At 70.2% G+C, this 21,260-nt stretch carries 15 protein-coding genes and 5 pseudogenes; 8 read left to right on the top strand and 12 right to left on the bottom strand.

All coding sequences use genetic code 11. The features are described 5' to 3' along the window. Positions 1–3: 3 nt before the first annotated feature. Positions 4–1,045, bottom strand: a pseudogene (locus tag ACQPYA_RS10035) (helix-turn-helix domain-containing protein); the annotation flags it as partial. A gap of 151 nt (positions 1,046–1,196) precedes the next feature. On the opposite strand from ACQPYA_RS10035, the gene ACQPYA_RS10030 reads away from it, so the two are divergent. The 4 genes and pseudogenes from ACQPYA_RS10030 to ACQPYA_RS10015 form a co-directional block, all read left to right on the top strand. Then, on the top strand, positions 1,197–1,724 hold the full coding sequence (locus ACQPYA_RS10030; RefSeq protein ID WP_433532336.1) for a DUF6244 family protein: 528 nt from the start codon (positions 1,197–1,199) through the stop codon (positions 1,722–1,724). A gap of 173 nt (positions 1,725–1,897) precedes the next feature. Then, positions 1,898–2,320 (top strand): hypothetical protein, encoded by a 423-nt coding sequence (locus tag ACQPYA_RS10025; RefSeq protein ID WP_433533449.1) that lies wholly within the window; start codon positions 1,898–1,900, stop codon positions 2,318–2,320. Positions 2,321–2,333: 13 nt separating this feature from the next. After that, a complete protein-coding gene (locus ACQPYA_RS10020) occupies positions 2,334–2,783 on the top strand; it encodes a SitI3 family protein (RefSeq protein ID WP_433532335.1) in 450 nt (149 codons plus the stop codon). 48 nt (positions 2,784–2,831) lie between these two features. Continuing rightward, positions 2,832–2,936 (top strand): annotated as a pseudogene (locus tag ACQPYA_RS10015) (SitI3 family protein); the annotation flags it as partial. 394 nt (positions 2,937–3,330) lie between these two features. On the opposite strand, the gene ACQPYA_RS10010 reads toward ACQPYA_RS10015, so the two are convergent. Further along, positions 3,331–3,882 (bottom strand): class IV adenylate cyclase, encoded by a 552-nt coding sequence (locus ACQPYA_RS10010; RefSeq protein WP_433532334.1) that lies wholly within the window; start codon positions 3,880–3,882, stop codon positions 3,331–3,333. 134 nt (positions 3,883–4,016) lie between these two features. Here ACQPYA_RS10010 and ACQPYA_RS10005 point away from each other — a divergent pair, with 134 nt between their 5' ends. Further along, the gene (locus ACQPYA_RS10005) at positions 4,017–4,652 is read left to right on the top strand and encodes an alpha-ketoglutarate-dependent dioxygenase AlkB (RefSeq protein WP_433532333.1); all 636 of its coding nucleotides are present in this window, start codon (positions 4,017–4,019) and stop codon (positions 4,650–4,652) included. An 80-nt stretch (positions 4,653–4,732) separates the two neighbouring features. On the opposite strand, the gene ACQPYA_RS10000 is transcribed toward ACQPYA_RS10005, so the two are convergent. The 5 genes from ACQPYA_RS10000 to ACQPYA_RS09980 form a co-directional block, all read right to left on the bottom strand. After that, entirely contained in the window at positions 4,733–6,283 is a 1,551-nt protein-coding gene (locus tag ACQPYA_RS10000) for a tripartite tricarboxylate transporter permease (RefSeq protein ID WP_433532332.1), read from the bottom strand. Next, on the bottom strand, positions 6,280–6,912 hold the full coding sequence (locus tag ACQPYA_RS09995) for a tripartite tricarboxylate transporter TctB family protein (protein ID WP_433532331.1): 633 nt from the start codon (positions 6,910–6,912) through the stop codon (positions 6,280–6,282). Before ACQPYA_RS09995 ends, ACQPYA_RS10000 begins: the two co-directional genes overlap by 4 nt. A 2-nt stretch (positions 6,913–6,914) precedes the next feature. Continuing rightward, entirely contained in the window at positions 6,915–7,970 is a 1,056-nt protein-coding gene (locus ACQPYA_RS09990) for a Bug family tripartite tricarboxylate transporter substrate binding protein (RefSeq protein ID WP_433532330.1), read from the bottom strand. A 111-nt stretch (positions 7,971–8,081) separates the two neighbouring features. After that, positions 8,082–8,783, bottom strand: coding sequence for a response regulator (locus ACQPYA_RS09985; RefSeq protein WP_433532329.1), 702 nt, complete (start codon positions 8,781–8,783; stop codon positions 8,082–8,084). Then, positions 8,780–10,357 carry an ATP-binding protein gene (locus ACQPYA_RS09980; RefSeq protein WP_433532328.1) on the bottom strand — a complete coding sequence of 526 codons (1,578 nt, stop codon included), beginning with the start codon at positions 10,355–10,357 and terminating at the stop codon, positions 8,780–8,782. The genes ACQPYA_RS09985 and ACQPYA_RS09980 overlap by 4 nt, the downstream gene beginning before the upstream one ends. Positions 10,358–10,518: 161 nt before the next feature. Between ACQPYA_RS09980 and ACQPYA_RS09975 the strand changes: the two genes are divergently transcribed. Beyond that, positions 10,519–11,499, top strand: a complete 981-nt coding sequence (locus ACQPYA_RS09975; protein ID WP_433532327.1) for a Bug family tripartite tricarboxylate transporter substrate binding protein — start codon at positions 10,519–10,521, stop codon at positions 11,497–11,499. Between the two features lie 15 nt (positions 11,500–11,514). Here the strand turns inward: ACQPYA_RS09975 and ACQPYA_RS09970 are convergent, their stop codons facing one another. The 4 genes and pseudogenes from ACQPYA_RS09970 to ACQPYA_RS09955 form a co-directional block, all read right to left on the bottom strand. Further along, the gene (locus tag ACQPYA_RS09970; protein ID WP_433532326.1) at positions 11,515–13,998 is read right to left on the bottom strand and encodes a DNA gyrase/topoisomerase IV subunit A; all 2,484 of its coding nucleotides are present in this window, start codon (positions 13,996–13,998) and stop codon (positions 11,515–11,517) included. A gap of 31 nt (positions 13,999–14,029) precedes the next feature. Then, positions 14,030–14,668 (bottom strand): annotated as a pseudogene (locus ACQPYA_RS09965) (toprim domain-containing protein); the annotation flags it as partial. A gap of 6 nt (positions 14,669–14,674) precedes the next feature. Further along, positions 14,675–16,147, bottom strand: a pseudogene (locus ACQPYA_RS09960) (ATP-binding protein); the annotation flags it as partial. Continuing rightward, positions 16,121–17,539 (bottom strand): annotated as a pseudogene (locus tag ACQPYA_RS09955) (ATP-binding protein); the annotation flags it as partial. The pseudogenes ACQPYA_RS09960 and ACQPYA_RS09955, both read right to left, overlap by 27 nt. Positions 17,540–17,901: 362 nt before the next feature. Between ACQPYA_RS09955 and ACQPYA_RS09950 the strand changes: the two are divergent. Both ACQPYA_RS09950 and ACQPYA_RS09945 read left to right on the top strand, forming a co-directional pair. Next, positions 17,902–19,158 carry a hypothetical protein gene (locus ACQPYA_RS09950; RefSeq protein ID WP_433532325.1) on the top strand — a complete coding sequence of 419 codons (1,257 nt, stop codon included), beginning with the start codon at positions 17,902–17,904 and terminating at the stop codon, positions 19,156–19,158. 81 nt (positions 19,159–19,239) lie between these two features. Next, a complete protein-coding gene (locus tag ACQPYA_RS09945; RefSeq protein WP_433532324.1) occupies positions 19,240–20,109 on the top strand; it encodes an alpha/beta hydrolase family protein in 870 nt (289 codons plus the stop codon). Positions 20,110–20,335: 226 nt separating this feature from the next. Here the strand turns inward: ACQPYA_RS09945 and ACQPYA_RS09940 are convergent, their stop codons facing one another. After that, positions 20,336–21,187: an IclR family transcriptional regulator gene (locus tag ACQPYA_RS09940; RefSeq protein ID WP_433532323.1), complete on the bottom strand. Its 852-nt coding sequence runs from the start codon at positions 21,185–21,187 to the stop codon at positions 20,336–20,338. Positions 21,188–21,260 lie beyond the last annotated feature (73 nt).

Raw genomic sequence — 21,260 nt, 5'->3', positions numbered from 1 at the left:
GCATCAGACGGCCGCGAGCGGCAGTTGGTGCCGTACGTACTCGCCGAACACCCGAACCTCTGGTTCGCACCGGTAAGGCTCAAGGTCGGCCTGCACCTCGACGATGCGCTGCAAGCAACGGTGCGATGCAGTCCTCGCGGCGTGATCCACCGCTACCCGGGCGGTCGCGCACGCTTCATCGATGTGTCCGGCGGCAGCCAGCGACGACGCCAGGAGCGCGGTGTCGATGGCGAGTCGACGGACATGAGTGGGATCCAGCGCGGCGAGAGCATCACTCAGGTGCCGTTGGGTCTGCTGTGGTCTGCCCAGATCGTGAAAGCAGTGTGCGACCTCGTCAGCCAGGTACGCCGGAGTGAGGTAACGGATCCAAGTCGGTTCGTCGTCGGGGGTACTGCTGCCCAGTTGTCCCTCTGCGATGTCGAGGTGGGTCAGGCAGTCGCGTTCGCGTCCGAGGCGGGCGTACGCGCGTGCTACCACGGCGTGCAGTGCGGCGCTCACCGCTGGTGTCGCCTGGGGTTCACTTCCTGTTACCGCCGAGAGCGCCATCCGCAGCGCCGGCTCGGGATCACCACAGTGCAGCGCCAATGGCTTCCGAGGCAGGGCTGTTCGCCAGCAGCCGGTTCAGCTCGCCTTCGACATATCGCTGCACCTTGACATGGACCCGTCCGGCGCCGTGGGTGTGGTCCAGTTGCCGAAACATGGTCAGGGCGGTTTCGGCGGAGAAGAGATCTTCTTCGGTAGTCCCGTCAGGCGAATCGGATCGTTGGGTCGCGGACCAAGGGCGCGCGGCGGGAGTGTTCAGCCAGTCCAGGGCGGCACGGTCGAGGACGCCTGGCTGGAACGGAACCCGGATGACCATGTCAGCCAGCGATGCGGACGCCGGCAGCAGGCCGCTGACACCAGCATGGCTGCTCGCAGAGGTGGCTGCACGCTCGCGCTCGCCTTCCCGCCGCTTTTCGAGCTGCGGGAGCAGCCGCATCAAGGCACCGTCGGTCCTCAGCGCTCTGTCGCAAGCCTCGACAAACTCGGGCGACGGAAAGCGGTCCCCATCAAGGTGACCGTTCGCTGCGGAGCCACCGCGCACGGCGGCCGCCCGCGGTTCCGGCCGCCTGTCAGCGTCTGGTGCCTGTGCGTGGACCCCGGTAGTTTCAGCCGTGAAATACCTTCAGTGACTTTGATCAGGGGATGCCGGCTACGTGTCGCATATCGAGAAGATCACCGGTGAGCTCCGCGTGTTGATGACCGGGGTCGAACGGGCCCAAGGGCTGGCAGCCGGTGCCGACAATCAGGCGCAGCAGGTGGCGATGCGGGCCGCGGGTGCCGGCTTCGTCGTCGTCGCGGCGGGCATGGCCCGGGTACGCGACGCGATCACCAGCATTCAGGGCGGCCTGGGAAACATCGCCAACGCGATCGGTGAGGCGACGAAAGCCACCACGGCAGTGCCCCAGGAAGCCACCCCGCAGCAGACAATCGCCGGACTCGCCCCTGTGCAGAGCGCTGTCGACAACGCTCGGGATGCCGCTGCCGTGACCATCGGTCATGTCGGCGAGGCTCAGAAACTCGTGACCATGACTTTGCAGGGCGGGCAACCCGGACCGCTCCTGCAAGCCCTCGACAGCATCAAACAGGTCCTGGCACTCGTCGTCACCCGCACCGGCGGCGCCCGCCAGCACATCGAAGCCGCGATCGCCGAGGCACGGCAGTTGGGGTCGTCGGGAAACTAGCGTGGGCTGGAGGTCAGACACCGGCCAGCCCTACTCCGGCGACCACCGGCGGCCCGCCTCCGACGATCCCAGACCTGGGCGGCGCCGCATCCATAGATGCTCACGCGGGAACCCCTTGGAGCAGGCGTCCCACCGGCCCTCCCGGCGGATCACCTACCGGGTCCCGAACTCGCATCTCAGCAAACGAGAAGCCACGGGAACGGCGCTCCCTGGAGTTGGAGAACGAGTGTGCCGACCGGGTCGCCAGCCACGGGTACCGGGTTCACCAGAACCCTACGAGGCAGGAGGTCGCGGACGCTCGACTCCACACCGGGGACACCGGGAAGCCAGAGAAGGCACCCGACTTCCTCATCGAGGGGCACGTCTTCGACTGCTACGCGCCCACGCCGACCGTGCCGCCACGCGCCGTCTGGAGTGCGGTGTCCAAGAAGATCGACGCACAGCAGACCCAACGGGTGATGCTGAACCTCCACGATTGGCGAGGAGACGTTGCTGCCCTGCACAAACAGTTCCACGACTGGCCCATCACCGGGCTCAAGGAACTTGCTGCGGTAACGCGCCACGGTGCGATCATTCAGATCATCCGGAGAAGCTGATGAAGGGATGCGGATGGCTATCGAGTACCGGCTGACGCTCGCGGGAGACCTCCCACTGGAGCAGGTAGCGCAGCTTGCTGTTCCCGGAGCTACCGAGACGTCCACAGCCTCCGGCGGCCGGATGCTCACCGCCGACCTCAACGACGAGCACGGGTACGTCATCGACATCACCGGGGGCAGACACGGCTACTACTGCGCCGAAGACGACGGTGGCGCCCTGTGGGAATGGGAGCCGGAGGCCTACGTCGACGTCAACTTCTACATGCGGAAAGATACCATCGCCGACAAGGGCAAACCTCATATGCTCGCGACCGTTGCCACGATTCTTGCCGGCACGACCCAGGACGCCGGCCTGACTCTCAACGGCGACGTCCTGATGCTCACGCGTGTCGCGGGAACCATCCAGCTACACAACAGGGACGGATGGTACGACGACGACTACGACACGATCCTTCATCTCTAACCAAGACATCGTGCAGACCGCACGGCGAGACCAAGGGAAGGCACAACGGTGGCGGTCGAGTTCAGACTGACCTTGGCGGCCGACGTCCCGCTGGAACACGTGGCCGACCTCGTGGCCACCAAGGCCGCCGAAAGGCCGCAGCCAACCGACACCATGCGCGCCGACACAATCGTTGACCTCGGGATCCACGTTGCCACGTGATCACGCCGACTGAGCCGACTGCCGACAGGGTCCGAGTGGAAAGACGACGCCTGCCAGCTTCTTCCAACCGGTGACGCCCGAGCCAGGGAGCTGGCGGGGCTCACGATCTTGTTTTGATGTGTGCGCTGTGTGCTCTCCAGCAGGTACCACCGGGGGTCAACCGGGGCCACGTCGGTCATCGCGGGTCAATGATCATGGTCGCTGGCGTGGTCCGTGTGATCGGCGTGGTTGTCTCGGCTGAATTCGTGTGTTTCGGCCCGAACTCCGTTCTTGCTACGAATCGTAGGCCGACCAGCGGCCAGTTCACCGATGGCGGCGACGGCCCTTGGCCGGGTGTGACTTCGACCTAGACGCCAGCCGACGCCGCGCGGATGAGCGAGTCGTACGTGTCGGTGGTGCGTGCCAACTCGACCCCGAGGGAGAGTGCGAAGGCGTGCAGCTCGGCTTGTACGGCCTCGCCCGACCGCCCCGACCCGATGACCTCCTCGACTTCCAGGAACGCCCCGAGGTGCTCGACGTCGTCAAGGCACAGGGACCGCTGGCCGAGCCGAGCTGTGCGACGCGTCTTGACGATTCGGACCGTGGGACGGAAGCCCATGTACTGGATAGCTTCGTGCATCTGGTCGCGGTCGGCCACCTCGGTCTCGAACTCCAGGCAGGCCAGCTCGTTGTCTGTGGGCCGCTTGAGGGTGAACAGGTAGCGACCGTCCTGGGTGCGGAGCCTGGCGAAGCTGACACCGAGCTTGCTCATGCCGTAGCGCCAGCCGTCCTGGGCGTACGCCTGGTCGTCCTGGTGTACCGGGGGCGATACGGCGACGCCTCGACGGTGCAGCTCGGCCTCCAGTGCGGCCAGGTCGCCGACGCGGTACTTGACCTCGATCTCTCGCGATTGACCCACGCCTTCGCTCCAGTCCCGGTCCAGCGAGCAACCGGGTGAGGGTAGCCCGATCAGGCAGCACGACGGGCACGGCACGCCACGTCCCCAGATCCGCCGTTCGCACGGGTGTGCTAATCCCCTGCTAGGGTGGGCTCATGTCGCAGGTTGCGTACCAGCCGTCGATGCTTGACGTCACCGACGCGCCGCCCGCTCTTGGGGCGCTGGGCGGGCGGTTGCGCCGGCAGCCGCTCGACCGGGGGGCCTGGGTCGACCATCTGCCGGGCTGGGTGCAGGGCTCCGACCAGGTGCTCGACGTGCTGCTGCGGGAGGTGCCGTGGCGGGCCGAGCGGCGCACCATGTACGACTCCGAGGTGGACGTGCCCCGGCTGCTCTGCTGGTACGGCAGCGGCCGGCCGTTGCCGCATCCGGTGTTGCTGGCCGCGCGGGCGGCGCTGACCCGGCACTACGCCGACGAGCTGGGCGAGCCCTTCGTCACCGCCGGCATGTGCCTCTACCGCGACGGGCGGGACAGCGTGGCCTGGCACGGCGACACCCACGGCCGCTCCGCGCACACCGACACGATGGTCGCCATCGTCTCCTTCGGCTCGCCCCGCCACCTGCTGCTGCGCCCGCGCGGCGGCGGGGCCGGCCTGCGTCTCCCGCTCGGCCACGGCGACCTGGTCGTGATGGGCGGTTCCTGCCAGCGCACCTGGGAGCACGCGGTGCCCAAGACCGCCCGCCCGGTCGGTCCCCGGGTCAGCGTCCAGTTCCGCCCCACCGGCGTCGCCTGACCTGCGGCCTCACCTGGTGAGGGGCGCCCCCGTGCCGGTGGAACGGCATCGGGGGCGCCCGGTGTCCAAGGCCGGTCCGGTCAGTCGTCCTCGGCGAAGACCAGCCGGTCCGGCGTGGTGCGCCGGCCGCGCAGCCGCGCGATGATGCGCGGCAGGTAGGGCACCACCAGCGCCAGCACGGTGAGCACCAGCAGGGTGAGGGTGAGCGGCCGGGTCACGAAGATCGTCAGATCGCCGTTGCCGACCAGCAGCGCCCGCCGGAACTGCAACTCCATCATCGGTCCGAGGATCACACCGAGGATGACCGGCGCGATCGGGAAGTCGAAGTGGCGCATCCCCCACCCGAGCACCCCGATGGCGTACGCGATGAAGACCTGGTTCACGCTGCTCGTCGCGGCGTACACGCCGAGCGTGGCGAAGAGCAGGATGCCGGAGTAGAGCAACGGTCGGGGGATCTGGAGCACCTTGACCCAGAGCTTGATCAGCGGCAGGTTCAGCGCCAGCAGCAGCACGTTGCCGATGTAGAGCGACGCGATCAGCGCCCAGACCAGCTCGGGTGACCGGTCGAAGAGCTGCGGCCCGGGTTGCAGGTTGAAGATCTGGAACGCGGCGAGCATGACCGCCGCCGTCGCCGACGTCGGGATGCCGAGCGTCAGCATCGGCACCAGTACGCCGGAGAACGCCGCGTTGTTCGCGGCCTCCGGCCCGGCGACGCCCTCGATCGCGCCCTTGCCGAACTGCTCCTTGTTCTTCGACCGGTGCTTCTCGTAGGTGTAGGAGAGGAACGTCGGCACGTCGGCTCCGCCGGAGGGCAGCGCGCCGAACGGGAAGCCGAGCGCGGTGCCCCGCAGCCACGGCCGCCACGACCGACGCCAGTCGTCCCGGCTCATCCAGCCGAAGCCGGCCGACCGACCGGTCGAGAGCGGCGCGATGTGCTCGGGGAGCTGCCGCAGCCGGCTCGCCACGTGCAGCGTCTCGCCGATCGCGAAGAGCCCGACGATCACCACCACGACGTCGATGCCTTCGAGCAGCTCCATGGTGCCGAAGGTGAACCGGGCCTGGCCGGTGAGCCCGTCGAGGCCGACGAGACCGAGGAAGAGCCCGAGGACCAGGGAGATCAGTCCCCGGACGAGCGAGCGGCCGACCAGCGCGGTCACCGCCACCATCGCGAGCAGGGTCAACGCGAAGTAGTCCGCCGCCCGGAACGTGGTGGCGAGCTTCGCCACCGGCTGCGCGAAGACGCTCAGCAGCAGGGTGGAGATGGTGCCGGCGACGAACGAACCGATGGCCGCCGTCGCCAACGCGGCCTTGGCCCGGCCCCGCCGCGCCATCTGGTACCCCTCGATGGCGGTCGCCACCGAGGCCGACTCGCCCGGGGTGTTCAGCAGGATCGAGGTCGTCGACCCGCCGTACATGGCGCCGTAGTAGATGCCGGCGAACATGATGAACGCGCCGATCGGCTCGTCGAGGCTGAACGTCACCGGCAGCAGGAGCGCGATCGTCAGCGCGGGCCCGATGCCGGGCAGCACGCCGACGAAGGTGCCGAGCGTGACGCCGATCGCGGCGTAGAGCAGATATTCCGGGCTCAGCACCGTGCCGAAGCCGGAGAGCAGATCACCGAAGACGTTCATATCGGCAGGACACCGCCGGGCAGGAAGAGGTCGAGCAGCCTGGTGAACGACAGGTAGATGGCCAGCGAGAGGGCGACGGCCACCACGCTGTCGCGGATCCAGTTACGGCTGCCCAGCACGCGGGCCGTCCAGACGAAGAAGCCGACGGCGGAGATGACGAAGCCGGCGTACTCCAGGGCGACCGCGAAGCCGACCAGCCCGGCCGCCACCAGCACGGGCGCCCCCAGCGTCACCGGGGCGCGCTCGCCCGGCCCCGGTTCGTCCGGGTCGGGCACCGACCCGTCGCCGCCGGAGGCCGACTCAGCGCCTTCGCGGGGCGGCTCGGCCCCATCGCGGGCCGGCTCGGCGTCGTCGGGGGAGGGCTCGGCGGCGGTGGCCGCCGGGGCCCGCCCGGGGCGGAGCTGCACCAGGTAGACGGCGCAGACCGCCACCCAGGCGCCGGTCACGAGGACCGGCGCCAGGCGTGGCCCCTGCGGGTCGAAATCGCCCTCCGCCGCCTCTATCGCGATCCAGAACAGCACGATCCCGACGGCCAGCAGCCCGACCGCAACGATCGTCTGGGCCAGGAAACGGCCGGTGGGCCGGTCCTTTCGGGACCGGCCCACCGGCTCGCCGAACGTGACGGCCATGGTCAGCCCATGCCGATCTCGGTCAGCACCGCAGTGATCCGCGTGTTCTCGCTCGTGAAGAACGCGACCGCCTCGTCACCGCTCTTGTAGAAGTCCTCCCAGCCCTGTTCGGCCATGATGGACTTCCACGACGACGAGGCGTGCACCCGGTCGACCAGGTCGGTGATCGCCTGCTTGGCCGAGGCGTCGATCCGGGGCGGGGCCACCAGCGCGCGCCAGTTCATCAGCTCGACGTCGTACCCCTCCTCCTTGATGGTCCTGGTCGGGGTGCCGTTGCCGAGGTCGATGCCGGTGCTGCCGGAGACCGCCAGCGCACGCACCTTGCCGCTCGCGACAAGGTCCCGGAACTCGCTCTGCCCGGAGACCGCGGCGGTCAGGTCGCCGGCCAGCAGCGCGGCCTTCGACTCGCCGCCGCCCGAGTAGGCGACGTACTTCATCTGCTTGGGGTTTGCGCCCGCCGCCTTGGCGAGCAGGCCGACGAGGATCTGGTCGGTGCCGCCCGCCGAGCCGCCACCCCAGTTGATCGACGTGGGGTTGGCTTTGGCGTCCTCCATGAGCTGGGCGAGGGTCTGGTACTTGGAGTTCGCCGGGACGACGATGACCTCCTGCTCCGCGGTCAGCGTGGCGATCGGCGTGACCTCCGCGAGGCTGATCGGCGCCTTGTTGGTCACCACCCCGCCGACCATGACCAGCCCGGTCACCATCAGGGTGTGCGGATCGCCGCTGTTCTTCGACACCAGCTGGGCGAGACCGAGCGTGCCGGCGGCCCCGGGCACGTTGAAGACCTCGACCGACTGGTTCACCAGCTTGCCGTCGGTGATCGCCTTCTGGAGCGACCGGGCGGTGAGGTCCCAGCCGCCGCCGGGCGCCGCGGGCGCCATCAACTGTAGGGTCCTCGTCGGGTACGCGGCCGCGTCGCCGTTGCCGGCACCGTCGGCCGTGTCCTTCGCACAGGCGGCGTTCGTGGTCAGCAGCGCTGCCACGGCGGCGGCCAGGAACGCCCGACGTGACCGGTGAAGACCCGGCCCGGGGCTCGTAGGGATGACCGGATGAACCATATCGACCTCCTTGCACGACGCGTTGCCACGCCGTGAAGCACATGTTTCGGGAATGCTGCGTCGGATAATGCTGAGCGGTGATGCTGCCCACACCGAAGACGCCAGTCACCGTTACGTAACCGGAGTTCGTTGTGAAACTTCTGGTCCCGCGATCCACCGGTAGCGGCGTTGCGGGCGGCCGGCAGCTCCGTAACGCAACCGCACCTCCGCCTTCCCGGTGCTCACGAAGTGCTCAAGGTAACGCCGCACGCTCACCCGCGACAGGCCGGTCTTCTCCCCACACTCACCGGCCGACAGGTCGCCGGGGTGCTCCCGCAGCGTCTCCGCGATCACCTCGGCGGTCGCCGCGGTCAGCCCCTTCGGCAGCGTCGACTGGGTCGGGCGCAACGCCACGAAGAGTTCGTCGACGTCGTCCTGCCCGACCGAGTCGGCGCCGGCGAGCCGCCCGTACGCCGCCGCGTAGCGCTCCAACCGGTCCCGGAGCACCTCGAAACCGAACGGCTTCAGGACGTAGTGCACGACACCGCCACGCAGCGCCGCGCGTACGGTCGGCACGTCGCGGGCCGCCGTCACGGCCAGCACGTCCGGGCCGTCGCCGGACTCCCGCAGCCGCCGCATCACCTCCAGGCCGGTGATGTCGGGCAGGTAGATGTCGAGCAGCACCAGGTCGGGCCGGAGCGCCGGGATCTGGACGAGCGCGTCGGCCCCCGTGTGGGCCACACCGACGACGGTGAAGCCGGGGATCCGGTCCACGAAACCGCAGTGCACCCGGGCCACCATGAAGTCGTCGTCGACGACGAGCACCCGGGTCATGCCACCGCCTCCAGTGCGAAGGGAAGCCGGGCGACGAACGTCGCACCGTCGACCGAGACGCTGCCGCCCCGATGCACACAGATCAGCCGGATCATCGCCAGGCCGAGCCCGTGGTGGCCCTGCTCGCGGTCCTTGGTGCTGTAGCCCTGCTCGAACACCCGCTCGACCAACGCCGACGCCACCCCGGCGCCCGAGTCGCGCACGGTCACCACGACCTCGATCGCGTCGGCGACCACGGAGACCTCCACCCGCCCGCCCGGACCGATCGCGTCGAGCGCGTTGTCGACCAGGTTGCCGGCGACCGTCACCAGGTCCACGGAGAGCTGGTCACCACCGCCCGGCAACTCCCCGACCGCCGGCAGATCCGAGTCGTCCATGATGGACAATGTCACGCCCTGCTCGGCCGCCAGGCTCGCCTTGGCGATCAGCAGAGCGGCCAGCGCCGGATCGCGGATCAGCCGGGTCACCTCCCGGCTCAGGCTCTCCCGCAACTCGCTGGTACGCGTGATGTAGCGGACCACCTCGTCGTGCTCACCCAACTCGACCAGGCCGGCGATGGTGTGCAGCCGGTTGACGAACTCGTGCGCCTGCGCCCGCAGCGTGTCGGTGGTGTTCCGGCTCACGTCCAACTCCCGGCGCAGCGCGGTCAGCTCGGTGCGGTCGCGCAGCGTGGTCACCGCGCCCACCGGGCGGCCCCGCAGCGCCACGGACTGCCGGTTGAGCACGATGACCCGGTCGTCGCTGAGCACCACCTGGTCGACCCCGGTCACCTCCCCGGTCAGCACGTCCAGCAGCCGCCGTTCGAGGCCCTGGTCGAGCAGCGACCGCCCGACCGGGTCGGCGTCGAGACCGAGCAGCCGGATCGCCTCGTCGTTGACGAGCGTCACCCGGTGCGCGGTGTCGGTGCCGATCACCCCCTCCTTGATGCCGTGCAGCATCGCCTCGCGGTGCTCGACCAGGCCGCTGATCTCGCGCGGTTCGAGCCCGAGCGTCTGCCACTTGACCCGGCGGGCCAGCAGCAACGAGCCGACGACACCGAGCGCGACCCCGACCACCAGGTAGGTCAGCAGGTTGGTCAGCGCCGCACCGAGCTGGTCGACCAGCGTCGGATAGGGACGACCGACGATGATCATGCCGATGAACCGGCCGTCCTCCTCGGCCAGGACCGGCACGTGGGCGACCAGCTCCTTGTTGCCGTCGTCGAGCACGCCGACCCAGGAGCGCCCGGTCAGCCCGGTGCTCGCCCCCATCGGTGCGGGCTGCCCGGCATCCGGGCCGGTGACGATCGTGCCGCGGGCATCGGTCACCACCACGTAGGAGGCGCCGGAGACCGCCCGCGCCGTCTCCGCCACCGTCTCCAGCGCGTCGTGGCCGAGCGGATTGTTCAGCCCCAGCCGTACCGTCCGGTTGATCGCCGCGTTCTCGCCGACCGAGCGGAGCCGGTCACCCTCGCCGCGCCGGAACGCCGCATCGGCCTCCGCGATCGACACTGCCGCGACCGCGAGGACCACCAACAGCACGATGCCGAGTTGCAGGAGGAGCATCTGCCCCGCCAGCGACAGGCGTTGCGGCACGATCCTCTCCCTCCCGAGACCGGTGGCGGCGGCAATGCGTACCCACAAATGGGCTTTTGAGGTTTTTGGCGGTAGCCGCGATCCGCGTGTGACCAGCAAAGTGCGTGCGGCGGCCGGCCGCAAGACTGGTATTGCCAGAATGTTTCTTGCAGGATCGACCCGTGCGGCGCAGAAACCTGCTGGCGGGCGCGCTGACGCTGGCCGGGACCGCCGTCGCCGGCCGGTCCCTGGCCGGCTGCGACCACTCGCCCGACCCGTCCGACCTGCGGCTGATGGTGCCCAACCCACCGGGCAGCGGATACGACATCACCGCCCGGGTGCTCGCGAACACCCTCGACGCGGCCGGGATCGCCCGCGGCATCGAGGTCTTCAACCTGCCCGGCGGCGGCGGGGTGGCCGGGCTCCGCCGGCTCGCCTACGAACGCGGCAACGGCCAACTGGCGATGATGATGGGACTCGGCGTCATCGGGGCACAGAGCGCCAGCGGATCCCCGGTCACGCTACAGGAGATGACACCGATCGCCCGGCTGGTGCAGGAGCCGGCGGTCATCGTGGTGACCCGCGACTCGCCCCACCGCGACCTGGACACGCTCCTCTCGGCCTGGCGCGCCGACCCGGCCGCCATGCTGATCGGCGGCGGCTCGTCGGTCGGCGGACCGGACCACCTCGCCACCATGCTGGTCGCCGACGCCATCGGCCTCGCCCCGACCAGGGTCGCCTACCGGCGGTACGACGGCGGCGGCGACCTGCTGGCGGCGATCCTCGGCCGCGAGGTCGCGTTCGGCATGTCCGGGCTCAGCGAGTACGCCAACCAGATCTCGGAGGGCCATCTCCGCCCGCTCGCCGTGACCAGCGCCGACCCCGTCCCGCAACTGCCGGCCCCGACGATGCGGTCCGCCGGGTTCGACACGGTCTTCAACAACTGGCGCGGCATCGTCGCCCCGCCCGACCTCGCCGACTCCGACGCCGAGTCGATCCGCACGCTGATCGCGCGGCTGCACGCCTACCCGGGCTGGGCCAGCGCACGCACCCGCTTCGGCTGGACCGACGGGTACCTGCCGGGCCCCGCCTTCCGGACCTTCATGCGCGAGGAGAGCGACCGCTGGGCCTCCGTGCTCGCCCGGCTCGGCCTGCGCGGCTAGCCGGATCTCCGCCGGCTAGCCGCGTTCGATCTGGTGGCCGACGACGCTGGGGCCGAGCATGACGGCGAAGCCCGAGCCGTCACGGCGCGGGTCGGCGGCGGGCAACTCGACCGGCTCGCCGGTCGCGGTGGAGCCGACCGGACGCGGACCGACCCAGGCGACGACCACGTCGGTCTCACCCTTGAGGAACCGCTGGGCCCGCACCCCGCCGGTCGCCCGCCCCTTCGCCGGGTACGCCGCCAGCGGCGTCACCTTCACCGTCGCACCCGTCGAGGTGACCACCATCGGGTCGCCGTGCTCCGGGTCGTCGGTGCGGATCGCGCCGAAGAAGACCACCTGCGCGCCCTCCGGCAGGGCGATCCCCGCCATGCCACCGCCCTTGAGCCCCTGCGGCCGGACCGTTCCGGCCGGAAAGCGCAGCAGCGACGCCGCGCTGGTGAGGAAGGTCAACGACTCGGCCGCACCGGTCAGCCAGGTCGCCCCGAGCACCTCGTCGCCCTCGCGCAGCCCGATCACCTCGAACTCGTCGGAGCGCACCGGCCAGTCAGGGGCGCAGACCTTCACCACGCCCTGCCGGGTGCCCAGCGCCAGCCCAGGCGAACCCTCGGCGTTCGGGCCGAGCGGCGCCAGGCCGACGACCGTCTCCCCCGGCTCCAGCGGCACCAGCTCCGCGGCGGACATCCCGCCGCGCAGCGACACCGTGCCGGCCTGCTCGGGCAGCACCGGCAGCGGCAGCACGTCCACCTTGAACGCGCGGCCCGCACTGGTCACCAGCAGCACCCGCCCCCGGGCGGTGGAGTGCACCACCGCGCGAACCGCATCGTGCTTGACCCGACCGTGCCGACGCCGCCCCTCGGCGGCCTCCTCCGACTCGGCCGCGGTGCGGGCGACCAGCCCGGTGGCCGACAGGATCACCTGACACGGGTCGTCGGCCACCTCCAGCGGCCCGGCCGGCACGGAGGCCGCGAGCACCTCCTTGAGGTCGCCGTCGACCAGGGTGGTCCGCCGGGGCGCGGCGAACTGCTTGACCACGGCGGACAACTCGTCGGAGACGACCTTCTTCAGCACGTCCTCGTCGTCCAGGATGGTCGACAGCTCGGCGATCTCGCCGCGCAGCTTCTCCTGCTCCGCCTCCAGCTCCAGCCGGTCGTACCGGGTCAGCCGGCGCAACGGAGTGTCCAGGATGTAGGTCGCCTGGATCTCGGAGAGCTTGAACTGCCGCATCAGGCCGGACTTGGCGGCCTGCGCGTCCTCGCTGGCCCGGATCAGCCTGACCACCTTGTCGATGTCGAGCAGGGCGATCAACAGGCCGTCGACCAGGTGCAGCCGCTCCTCCCGCCTGCGCTTGCGGTACGCGCTGCGCCGGGTCACCACCTCGTAGCGGTGCGCCAGGAAGACCTCCAGCAGCTCCTTGAGCCCGAGGGTGCGCGGCTGGCCGTCGACCAACACCAGGTTGTTGACGCCGAACGACTGCTCCAGCGGGGTGAGCCGGTAGAGGTCGGCGAGCAGCGCCTGCGGGTTGACCCCGACCTTGCACTCGATGACCAGGCGGGTGCCGTTCTCCCGGTCGGTGAGGTCCTTGACGTCGGCGATCCCGGTGAGCCGCTTGGTCTTGTTCACCTCGTTGGTGACGGCCGCGATCACCTTCTCCGCGCCCACCCCGTACGGCAGCTCGACCACGGTGATCGCCTGCCGGCCACGGCTGCCCTCCAGCGGGCCGATCTCCACCTTGCCGCGCATCCGCACCACGCCACGACCGGTCTCATACGCCCGGCGCACCTCGTCGAGGCCGAGCAGCAGTCCGCCGGTGGGCAGGTCGGGACCGGGCACGAACTCCATCAGCCGGTCGAGGGTGGCGTTCGGGTGCCGGATCAGCCAGCGGGCCGCCGAGACGACCTCGCCCAGGTTGTGCGGGATCATGTTGGTCGCCATCCCGACCGCGATCCCGGAGGTGCCGTTGACCAGCAGGTTGGGGAAGGCGGCCGGCAGCACGATGGGCTGGGTCAGCGAGCCGTCGTAGTTGGGCTCGACGTCGACCGTCTCCTCGCCCAGCTCGCCGACGAGCAGCATCGCCTCCCGCGACATCCGGGCCTCGGTGTAACGCGCCGCTGCCGGTCCGTCGTCCGGAGATCCAAAATTTCCATGCCCGTCGATGAGTGGCACGTTCAGCGAGAAGTCCTGCGCCATCCGGACCATCGCGTCGTAGATCGCGCTGTCGCCGTGCGGGTGGTACTTACCCATCGTGTCGCCGACGATCCGGGCCGACTTCACGTGCGCCCGGTCCGGGCGGTGCCCCTGCTCGTACATCGACCAGAGGATGCGCCGGTGCACCGGCTTGAGACCGTCGCGGGCGTCGGGCAGGGCGCGGGAGTGGATGACCGAGAAGGCGTACTCCAGGTAGGAGTCGGAGACCTCGGCGGTCAGCGGGTTGTCGATGACCCGCGCGCCGGCCCGGTCGAACGCGGAATGGTCGGCCTTCGTCTCCTTGCGGCGTGCCATGGCTCAGCTTTCCTTCCGGAAGAAACGACGGTCAGGCATCGATGGCGTCCCGGTCGACGAGGTCGGCGGAGTCGATCAGCCAGTTGCGGCGCGGCTCGACCTTCTCCCCCATCAGCAGGTCGAGGATCCGCTCGGCGGCGTCGACGTCGTGCAGGGTGATCCGGCGGACCGACCGGGTGGCCGGGTTCATCGTGGTCTCCCACAGCTCGTCGGCGTCCATCTCACCGAGCCCCTTGAACCGTGGGATCGGGGTGACGATCTGCCGGCCGGCCTGCTCCAGCTTGCGCACCGTCGCCTCCATCTCCACCTGCGTGTAGGTGTAGACGGTCTCCGGGTTGCGCCCCTTCGTCGTGATCTTGTGCAGGGGTGGCATCGCGGCGTAGAGCCGACCCGCCTCGATCAGCGGTCGCATGTACCGGGCGAAGAGCGTGATCAGCAGCGTCCGGATGTGCGCGCCGTCGACGTCGGCATCGGCCATGATGAGCACCCGGCCGTACCGCAGCGCGGAGAGGTCGAAGGTGCGCCCCGACCCGGCGCCGAGCACCTGCACGATCGCCGCGCACTCGGCGTTGTCGAGCACCTGCTGGAGGTTGGCCTTCTGCACGTTGAGGATCTTGCCGCGAATCGGAAGAAGCGCCTGATACTCCGCAGTACGGGCAACCCGAGCGCTGTTGTGGACGAAGACCCCGGCTTCCAGCGCGAAGTTGTGGTAACCCTCCACCGTCAGGTCATAAACGTCAGCCGTCTCATCGAGTGGCTCGACAGCCACCACCTGGTGGTTGACCAGCGCGGCAGCCTCACGAAGCCGCGCGTAGTCGCCGTCATAGAGATTGAGGAGCCGGTCGAATCGCAACCCGGTGCGAGCCGACCTCAACCGCTCAGCTTCGTACGCCGCAGCGAGTTCACCGTCTTCCAGCGCAAGCATCGGTGCGATTCGCCGCAGCGCCGCGAGTCGCCGTCCGTCCCGCTGGCGGCTCACCCGTGCCTCGCGCGGAACATTTGCGACGTAACGTGCTCGTCCAGCCTGCACCTTGGCCAGATGACCATTGCTCGGATCGGCCAACCGCTGCTTCATGAGGCTGGAGTGGCGCTCGCCGAACTCTGGGTTGTCCTCATGCCACGCCAACACCGCGTTACGTTGCCGATTCCGCTCCGCTGGATCGGAAAACTGCTCGCTCGTCTTCCGCGAGCGCCAGCTACGCAGCTCGGAGTCCTGCCACTGCCGCACGGAACGTTCCCGCCATTCCTCGCGGCGGGCCGGATCGGTGAAGTACCGCCGAACCCTGTCTGCGGCCGCGGCTCGGTGCTCCGGGTTCGACCAGTAGCCTGCCTGCCGTTCCCGCATCCGGTCGGCGTAGGCCCGCCGCTCGTCATCGCTGAGCGCCTTGTACCAGTCCTGGAATGCCTTCTCCAGCTTGGCTCGGAAGGCAGGCGACTCATTGAGCGCGAACAGCCGGGCGAGGCATGCCTCGCGGAAGGCGGGATCGCGCCACTGAGCGGTGAGCATCGCAGACTTGAACTCTCGTCCGCCGTTTGCGAACCACTCCCGCCAACCGGCGTGGACGTGCTCCCCCATCATCGCAGCGTGCAACGCCGAGTGATCGACCCAGGTCATCCGCTGGATATTGCGCGGGTCGTTGTTGCGCTTGTCGATGTCGATGTGGTGCCGCACGTTGCCGTTGGCCGCGCTGTCCCTGCCGTGTCGCAGGTTCCACGCATCGGCGAGGTAGTGGGTGTACACCCACTCTTCCTTGTCGTTCATCCAGACCCGTTCGTACCCCTGAAGCTTCTGACCGGCGGCCTTGCTGGAAAGGCTGCGGTAGAGCGGCATGAGGGAATCGCCGGGCGTAAGGGCATCGGCACGGCGGTAGGAGCCGTCGCGTAGCCGGAAGAGGTGGTCCGGGGTGCATCTGACCGACTCGCCGTTGTCGAGAGTCACCCGGATCAACGATGCATCTCGCTTGGTGAGTCGCGGCTCGACCAGTGGTGCGACGACGACGCGGCCAGCCTTGTTGGTGGTGTAGCCGAAGTGGGTGACCCCCCGCTGCCAGTCATCGGCGAGGTCGGCGAACGAGCGGCTCACCCCGGAGGCCAGCGCGACCATGGTATCGCCGGTGAAGCACCCGAGGGCGCTGTCTCCTTCGACGATGAACAACTCGCTGCGGTCCACTCCGGTCGCGCGGCAGTCGACCAGCTTGGGCGGCATGGCCGCGCCCTCCAGGGCGGTCTTGCGCCGGGCCGCGTCCTTCTGCTGCTTCTGGGTGAGGCGCACCCGGGCCGCGTCGACGATCTTCTGGAGGACCGTGCGGGCCTCGGTCTTCGTCTTCCGGTCGTCCAGCCAGGACTTGACGTGCTGCTCGACCAGGCCCTGCACCACCTTGGTCAGGCCGGCGGTGGAGAGCTCGTCCTTGGTCTGCGAGGTGAACTGCGGCTCGGGCACGCGTACGTGCACCACCGCGGTCATCCCCTCCAGGACGTCATCCAGGGTGGGAGCGTCCTCCTTGGCCTTGAGCAGGCCGCGGGTGTTGCGGACGGCGTCGGCGAGGGTGCGCGCCAACGCCCGCTCGAAGCCCTTGCGGTGGGTGCCGCCGTGCGCGTTGCGGATGGTGTTGGTGAAGCACTCGACGGTGCGCTCGTAGCCGGTGCCCCAGCGGAACGCCACCTCGACCTCGGCGCGCCGCTGCACGTTGGACTGCATGACGCCGTTGGCGTCGGCGGCGTTCTCCCGGTACGTCCCCTCGCCGGTCACCAGCAGGATGCCGGAGACCGGGCGGTCGCCCGCGGGGGCGAGGAACTCGACCATGTCGGTGAGCCCGTTGGGGTAGTGGAAGCGCTCCTCGGTCGGCTGCTCGCCGGTGCGGTCGTGCAGCGTGTAGCTGACGCCCGGCACCAGGAAGGCGGTGTTGCGCAGCTTGGCGCGGACGGCGTCGTGGTCCAGCGCGGCGCCGGTCTCGAAGTAGCGGTGGTCGTGCCAGTAGCGGATCGAGGTGCCGGTGCGGTGGCCGCGCTTCATGGCCCCGACCACCTGGAGCCCGGGGCCGGGGGTGAACGGGGCGTCCGGTCCGTCGCCGTCGAAGATGCCCGGCACGCCGTGCCGGAACGACATGGCGTGCACCTTGCCGCCCCGGCGGACGGTGACGTCGAACCGGCGGGACAGCGCGTTGACCGCGGAGGCGCCCACGCCGTGCAGGCCGCCGGAGGTCTTGTAGCCGGAGCCGCCGAACTTGCCGCCGGCGTGCAGGCGGGTGAGCACCAGCTCGACGCCGGAGATGCCGGAGCGGGCGTGCACGTCGGTGGGGATGCCCCGGCCGTCGTCGTCGACCTGCACCGAGCCGTCGGCGTGCAGCGTCACCTCGACCTTTGTCGCGTGGCCGGCGACGCCCTCGTCGGTGGAGTTGTCGAGGATCTCGTTGACGAGGTGACCCACGCCACGGCTGTCGGTGGAGCCGATGTACATGCCGGGCCGCTTGCGGACGGCATCCAGCCCCTCAAGATGCGTGAGGTCGTCGGCTCCGTACAGGGTCTCAGGCTCTGCGGTCAACTGGTCGTACTCCCGGTCTCGGCGATGTGCTCCCCCGCACCGTCGGCGGTCGGCCCGGCGCGGGCACGCCGCAGCGAGCGTAGCCGTACGCCCCGACAAGCCGACGCGGACACCCGCGCGGCACGCCGCGGGCCGCTGCTGGCGGACCTGTCGCGGTCAACGCCCCGGCCCGGGGCCTTATGCCCGAAGCCGTCGCCGGTCCGGCAGGTGGCGGGCCGCCGTCCCACCGTACCGGGGGCGCCTCATGGTGCCTCCCGCCCCACGTGTCACATCTGTTTCCCGCTGTTGACGTACGTCACACCCGCGTGGTCTCATCACCATACGAGAGGATCTTTCATATTTCTATGAACGGATGGGATGTCATGTCCCCGTTGCGTCGTACCGTCGCGATGGCCCTGGTCATCGCCGTGTCGGCCGTTTCCGCCACCGTCACCGCATCCGCCCCCGCCACGGCGGCGATGCCCACCGCGGCGATCGCCCTCGGCGACAGCTTCGTCAGCGGCGAGGGCGCCGGGGCGTACCAGCCGGTGGTCGACGCGGCCGGCGTCGCGCAGGGCTTCCCGGGCTGGACCGCACCGAACAGCAACGCCTTCTTCTGCCACCGCTCGGCCAACGCTTCCCTGCACCGGGCGGCGCTGCCCGGCATCCAGGACCGGTTCAACCTGGCCTGCTCCGGCGGCCAGCCGCGCGACGTGACCGCCGCCTCGTCGGCCCGGACCGGCGGGCGGCAGGTGGCCGCCCAGCTCGACCAGCTCCGCGCGGTCGCCCGGACCCACGACATCGACCTGGTGCTGATCGGCCTCGGCTCCAACAACAGCTCGTTCACCTTCGGCGGGGTCGCCGAGAAGTGCGCCAACCGGTTCATCGCCGACGCCTGGACGGGCTGGTGGGAGTTCTGGGCGTACCTCAACGGGCCGGTGGAGCAGAAGCCGTGCACGGACGCCGACCTGGCCACCGCCGCCCAGGTCGCCGCCGCGACCGCCGAAACCACCGCGGCCGTACGCCAGATCCTGGCCGCCCTGCGCGAGGTGGACGCCGACGGCCAGCACCGGGTGGTGCTCCAGGACTACACCAACCCGCTGCCGCTCGAACTCGACCCGGCGTTCCACTCCGAGGACGGCCGCGACGACACCCGGGACAAGTTCCGCGCCCTCGGCGCCGAGCGGTACGCGGCCGGCTGCCCGATCCACCGGGCCAGCCTCGCTCCCGGCCACCGGTTCTCGCAGGGTCTCGGCAGCATCGTGCGCGCCACCCGGGACACCCTCGCCGCCGAGTTCCCCGGCGCCGACCTGGTCTACCTCGACGTCCAGCGGGCCTTCGACGGGGCCCGGCTCTGCGAGCGGCCGAACAGCCCGACCGGCACCCTGGCCACCCCGATCCGGCTGATGGACAACCCGCCCAACGGCACCTTCGTGACCAGCCTCGCCGGCAAGGACAAGATCGCCATCCAGCGGATCGCGAACACCTGCGTGACCTACTTCCAGAGCTGCCAGGAGTCGTGGCACCCGAACGCGGCCGGGCACGAGGTGCTCGGGCGGTGCCTCGCCGGCGCGGCCGGCGCCGCAGCCCGCTCGGTCGCCTGCCTGCGCGGCTCCGACGGCACGATCGCCGTCTCCTGAGCGGGGTCCGGCCCCGGCGCGTCCACCACCCGCGCCGGGGCCACCCCACACCCCGTGGCTACTGGCCGGTAGCCTGGCGTCGTGAGCGCGACGCCGGCATACGCACAGGAGTTCGTCCAGGTCGACGGGGCCCGCCTCGGCATCCAGGTCTACCCCGAGCCCGAGGGCGGGACGGAGGCCCCGGTGGTGCTGGTCGTGCCGGCGATGGGCGTCCGGGCCCGCTACTACCGGCCGCTCGCCGCCGCGCTGCGCGACGCCGGGCTGGCCGTGGTCGTGGCCGACCTGCGCGGCACCGGCGAGAGCACACCCCGACCCAGCCGGGCCTGCCGGTACGGCTACGCCGAACTGGCCGCCGACATCGGGGCCGTGCGGAGCGCGTTGACGGCCCGCCTGGCCGGGCGGCGAACCCTCCTGCTGGGGCACTCCCTCGGCGGGCAGGCGGCCGTGCTGCACCTGGCGCTGCACGGCGAGCAGGAGGTGGACGGGCTGGCGCTGGTGGCGGTCGGCATCCCGTACTGGCGCGACTTCGCCGGCCCGCGGCGCTACGGCGTGCTGCCGTACACCCAGGGCATCGCCGCCACCACCCGGCTGCTCGGCGTCTGGCCCGGGTGGGGGTTCGGCGGCCGGCAGGCCCGCGGGGTGATCCGCGACTGGGCGCACACCGCCCGGACCGGCCGTTTCCCACACCTCGACGGGGTGGACGCCGAGGCCGCCGTGGGCCGGATCCGCACCCCGGTGCTGGCGGTCAGCGTCGACGGTGACCAGTACACCCCGCACCCCACCCTGGACCGGCTCTGCGCCAAGCTCACCGCGGCCCCCGTCGTGCGCGAGCGCCATCCCGCGCCGCCCGGCGCCACCCTGGACCACTTCACCTGGGTACGCGCAGCCGAACCGCTGGCCGCCCGAGTCGCCACCTTCGCTGCCACGCTCCCCACCAGGTCCGGCCGGTAGCACGCCGATCCCGCCGGTCGCCAACACGAAACGATCGCTCGACCACCTGCAGAATCGCGCTCGATCCATGATCGAGTGGCATCGAAGCGCAGAAATAGCCACTCGATCCGGTATCGGGCGCGATCTTGGAGCCTGGATCATCGTCTCGTTGGCCGAGCGCATCGGCTGAGCCTCGCGACTGACGTTGCGGACAGCGAGATGGCGTTTCGATTGCTCGAACACCATCTCACCGGCCGGAGCGGAAGCCCAACCGGCTGGAGATCTCGGTGACGGTGTTGCGCAGCGGTCCCTCCAGGCGGCTCACCACCGACTCCACCGACGCGTTCCAGACGGTCAGGTGGATCGCGATGTTGACGGCGGCCACCACCCGTCCGGCGCGGTCGCGCACCGGCGCGGCCACCGAGCGCAGGCCGGCGGCGAGTTCCTCGTCGTTGACCGCGATGCCGGTGTGGCGTACCCGGGCCAGGCCGGCGGTGAGCTGCTCCCGTGCGGTGATCGTCTTGGGCCCGCGCCGGGCCAGGTCGGTGCGATCGAGGAGGGTACGCAGCTCGGCCGGCTCCTTGAAGGCGAGCAACGCCTTCCCCATCGAGGTGCAGTAGGCCGGCAGGCGGGAGCCGACGTTGAGGTTCAGCGCCATCGCGAAGTTGCTGGCCCGGCCGCTGCGTCGGCGGTCGATGTAGACGATGTCGGGTCCGTCGAGCACCGCCATGCTCACCGTGTAGCCGGTCTCGTCGGAGAGCGCCTGTAGCAGCCCGCCGGCCACCCGGGTGATCTCCATCGAGTTGATCGCGGCGAAGCCGAGGTCGATCACCCGCGGCCCGAGGGAGTACTTCTTCGACTCCGGGTCCTGCTGGACGTATCCGAGCTTGGCCAGGGTCGCGACGTACCGGTGCGTGGTGCTCTTGTTGAGGCCGACCGCACGGGCCAGGTCGGCGATGCCGAGCATCGGGCTGACCTCGCTGAACGAGGAGAGGATCTGGAGCCCGCGCTCAAGCGACTGGGAGAACGCCGGTTGCGCCGGGCCGGCGGGGGACGCCGCCGGCTTCACGGGTGGGGCCATGTCAGGTTCGCGGGTCATGCCGCATGGTAACGCGCACTGTTTCAAATAATCGAACGCCGTGTTGACTTCCGGTACACCCCTTCGTACGGTC

Origin of the sequence: Micromonospora sp. CA-263727 (genome assembly GCF_050942455.1) — a bacterium.
Taxonomy (GTDB): Bacteria; Actinomycetota; Actinomycetes; order Mycobacteriales; family Micromonosporaceae; genus Micromonospora.
This window is presented reverse-complemented; position numbering and strand designations above follow the sequence as displayed.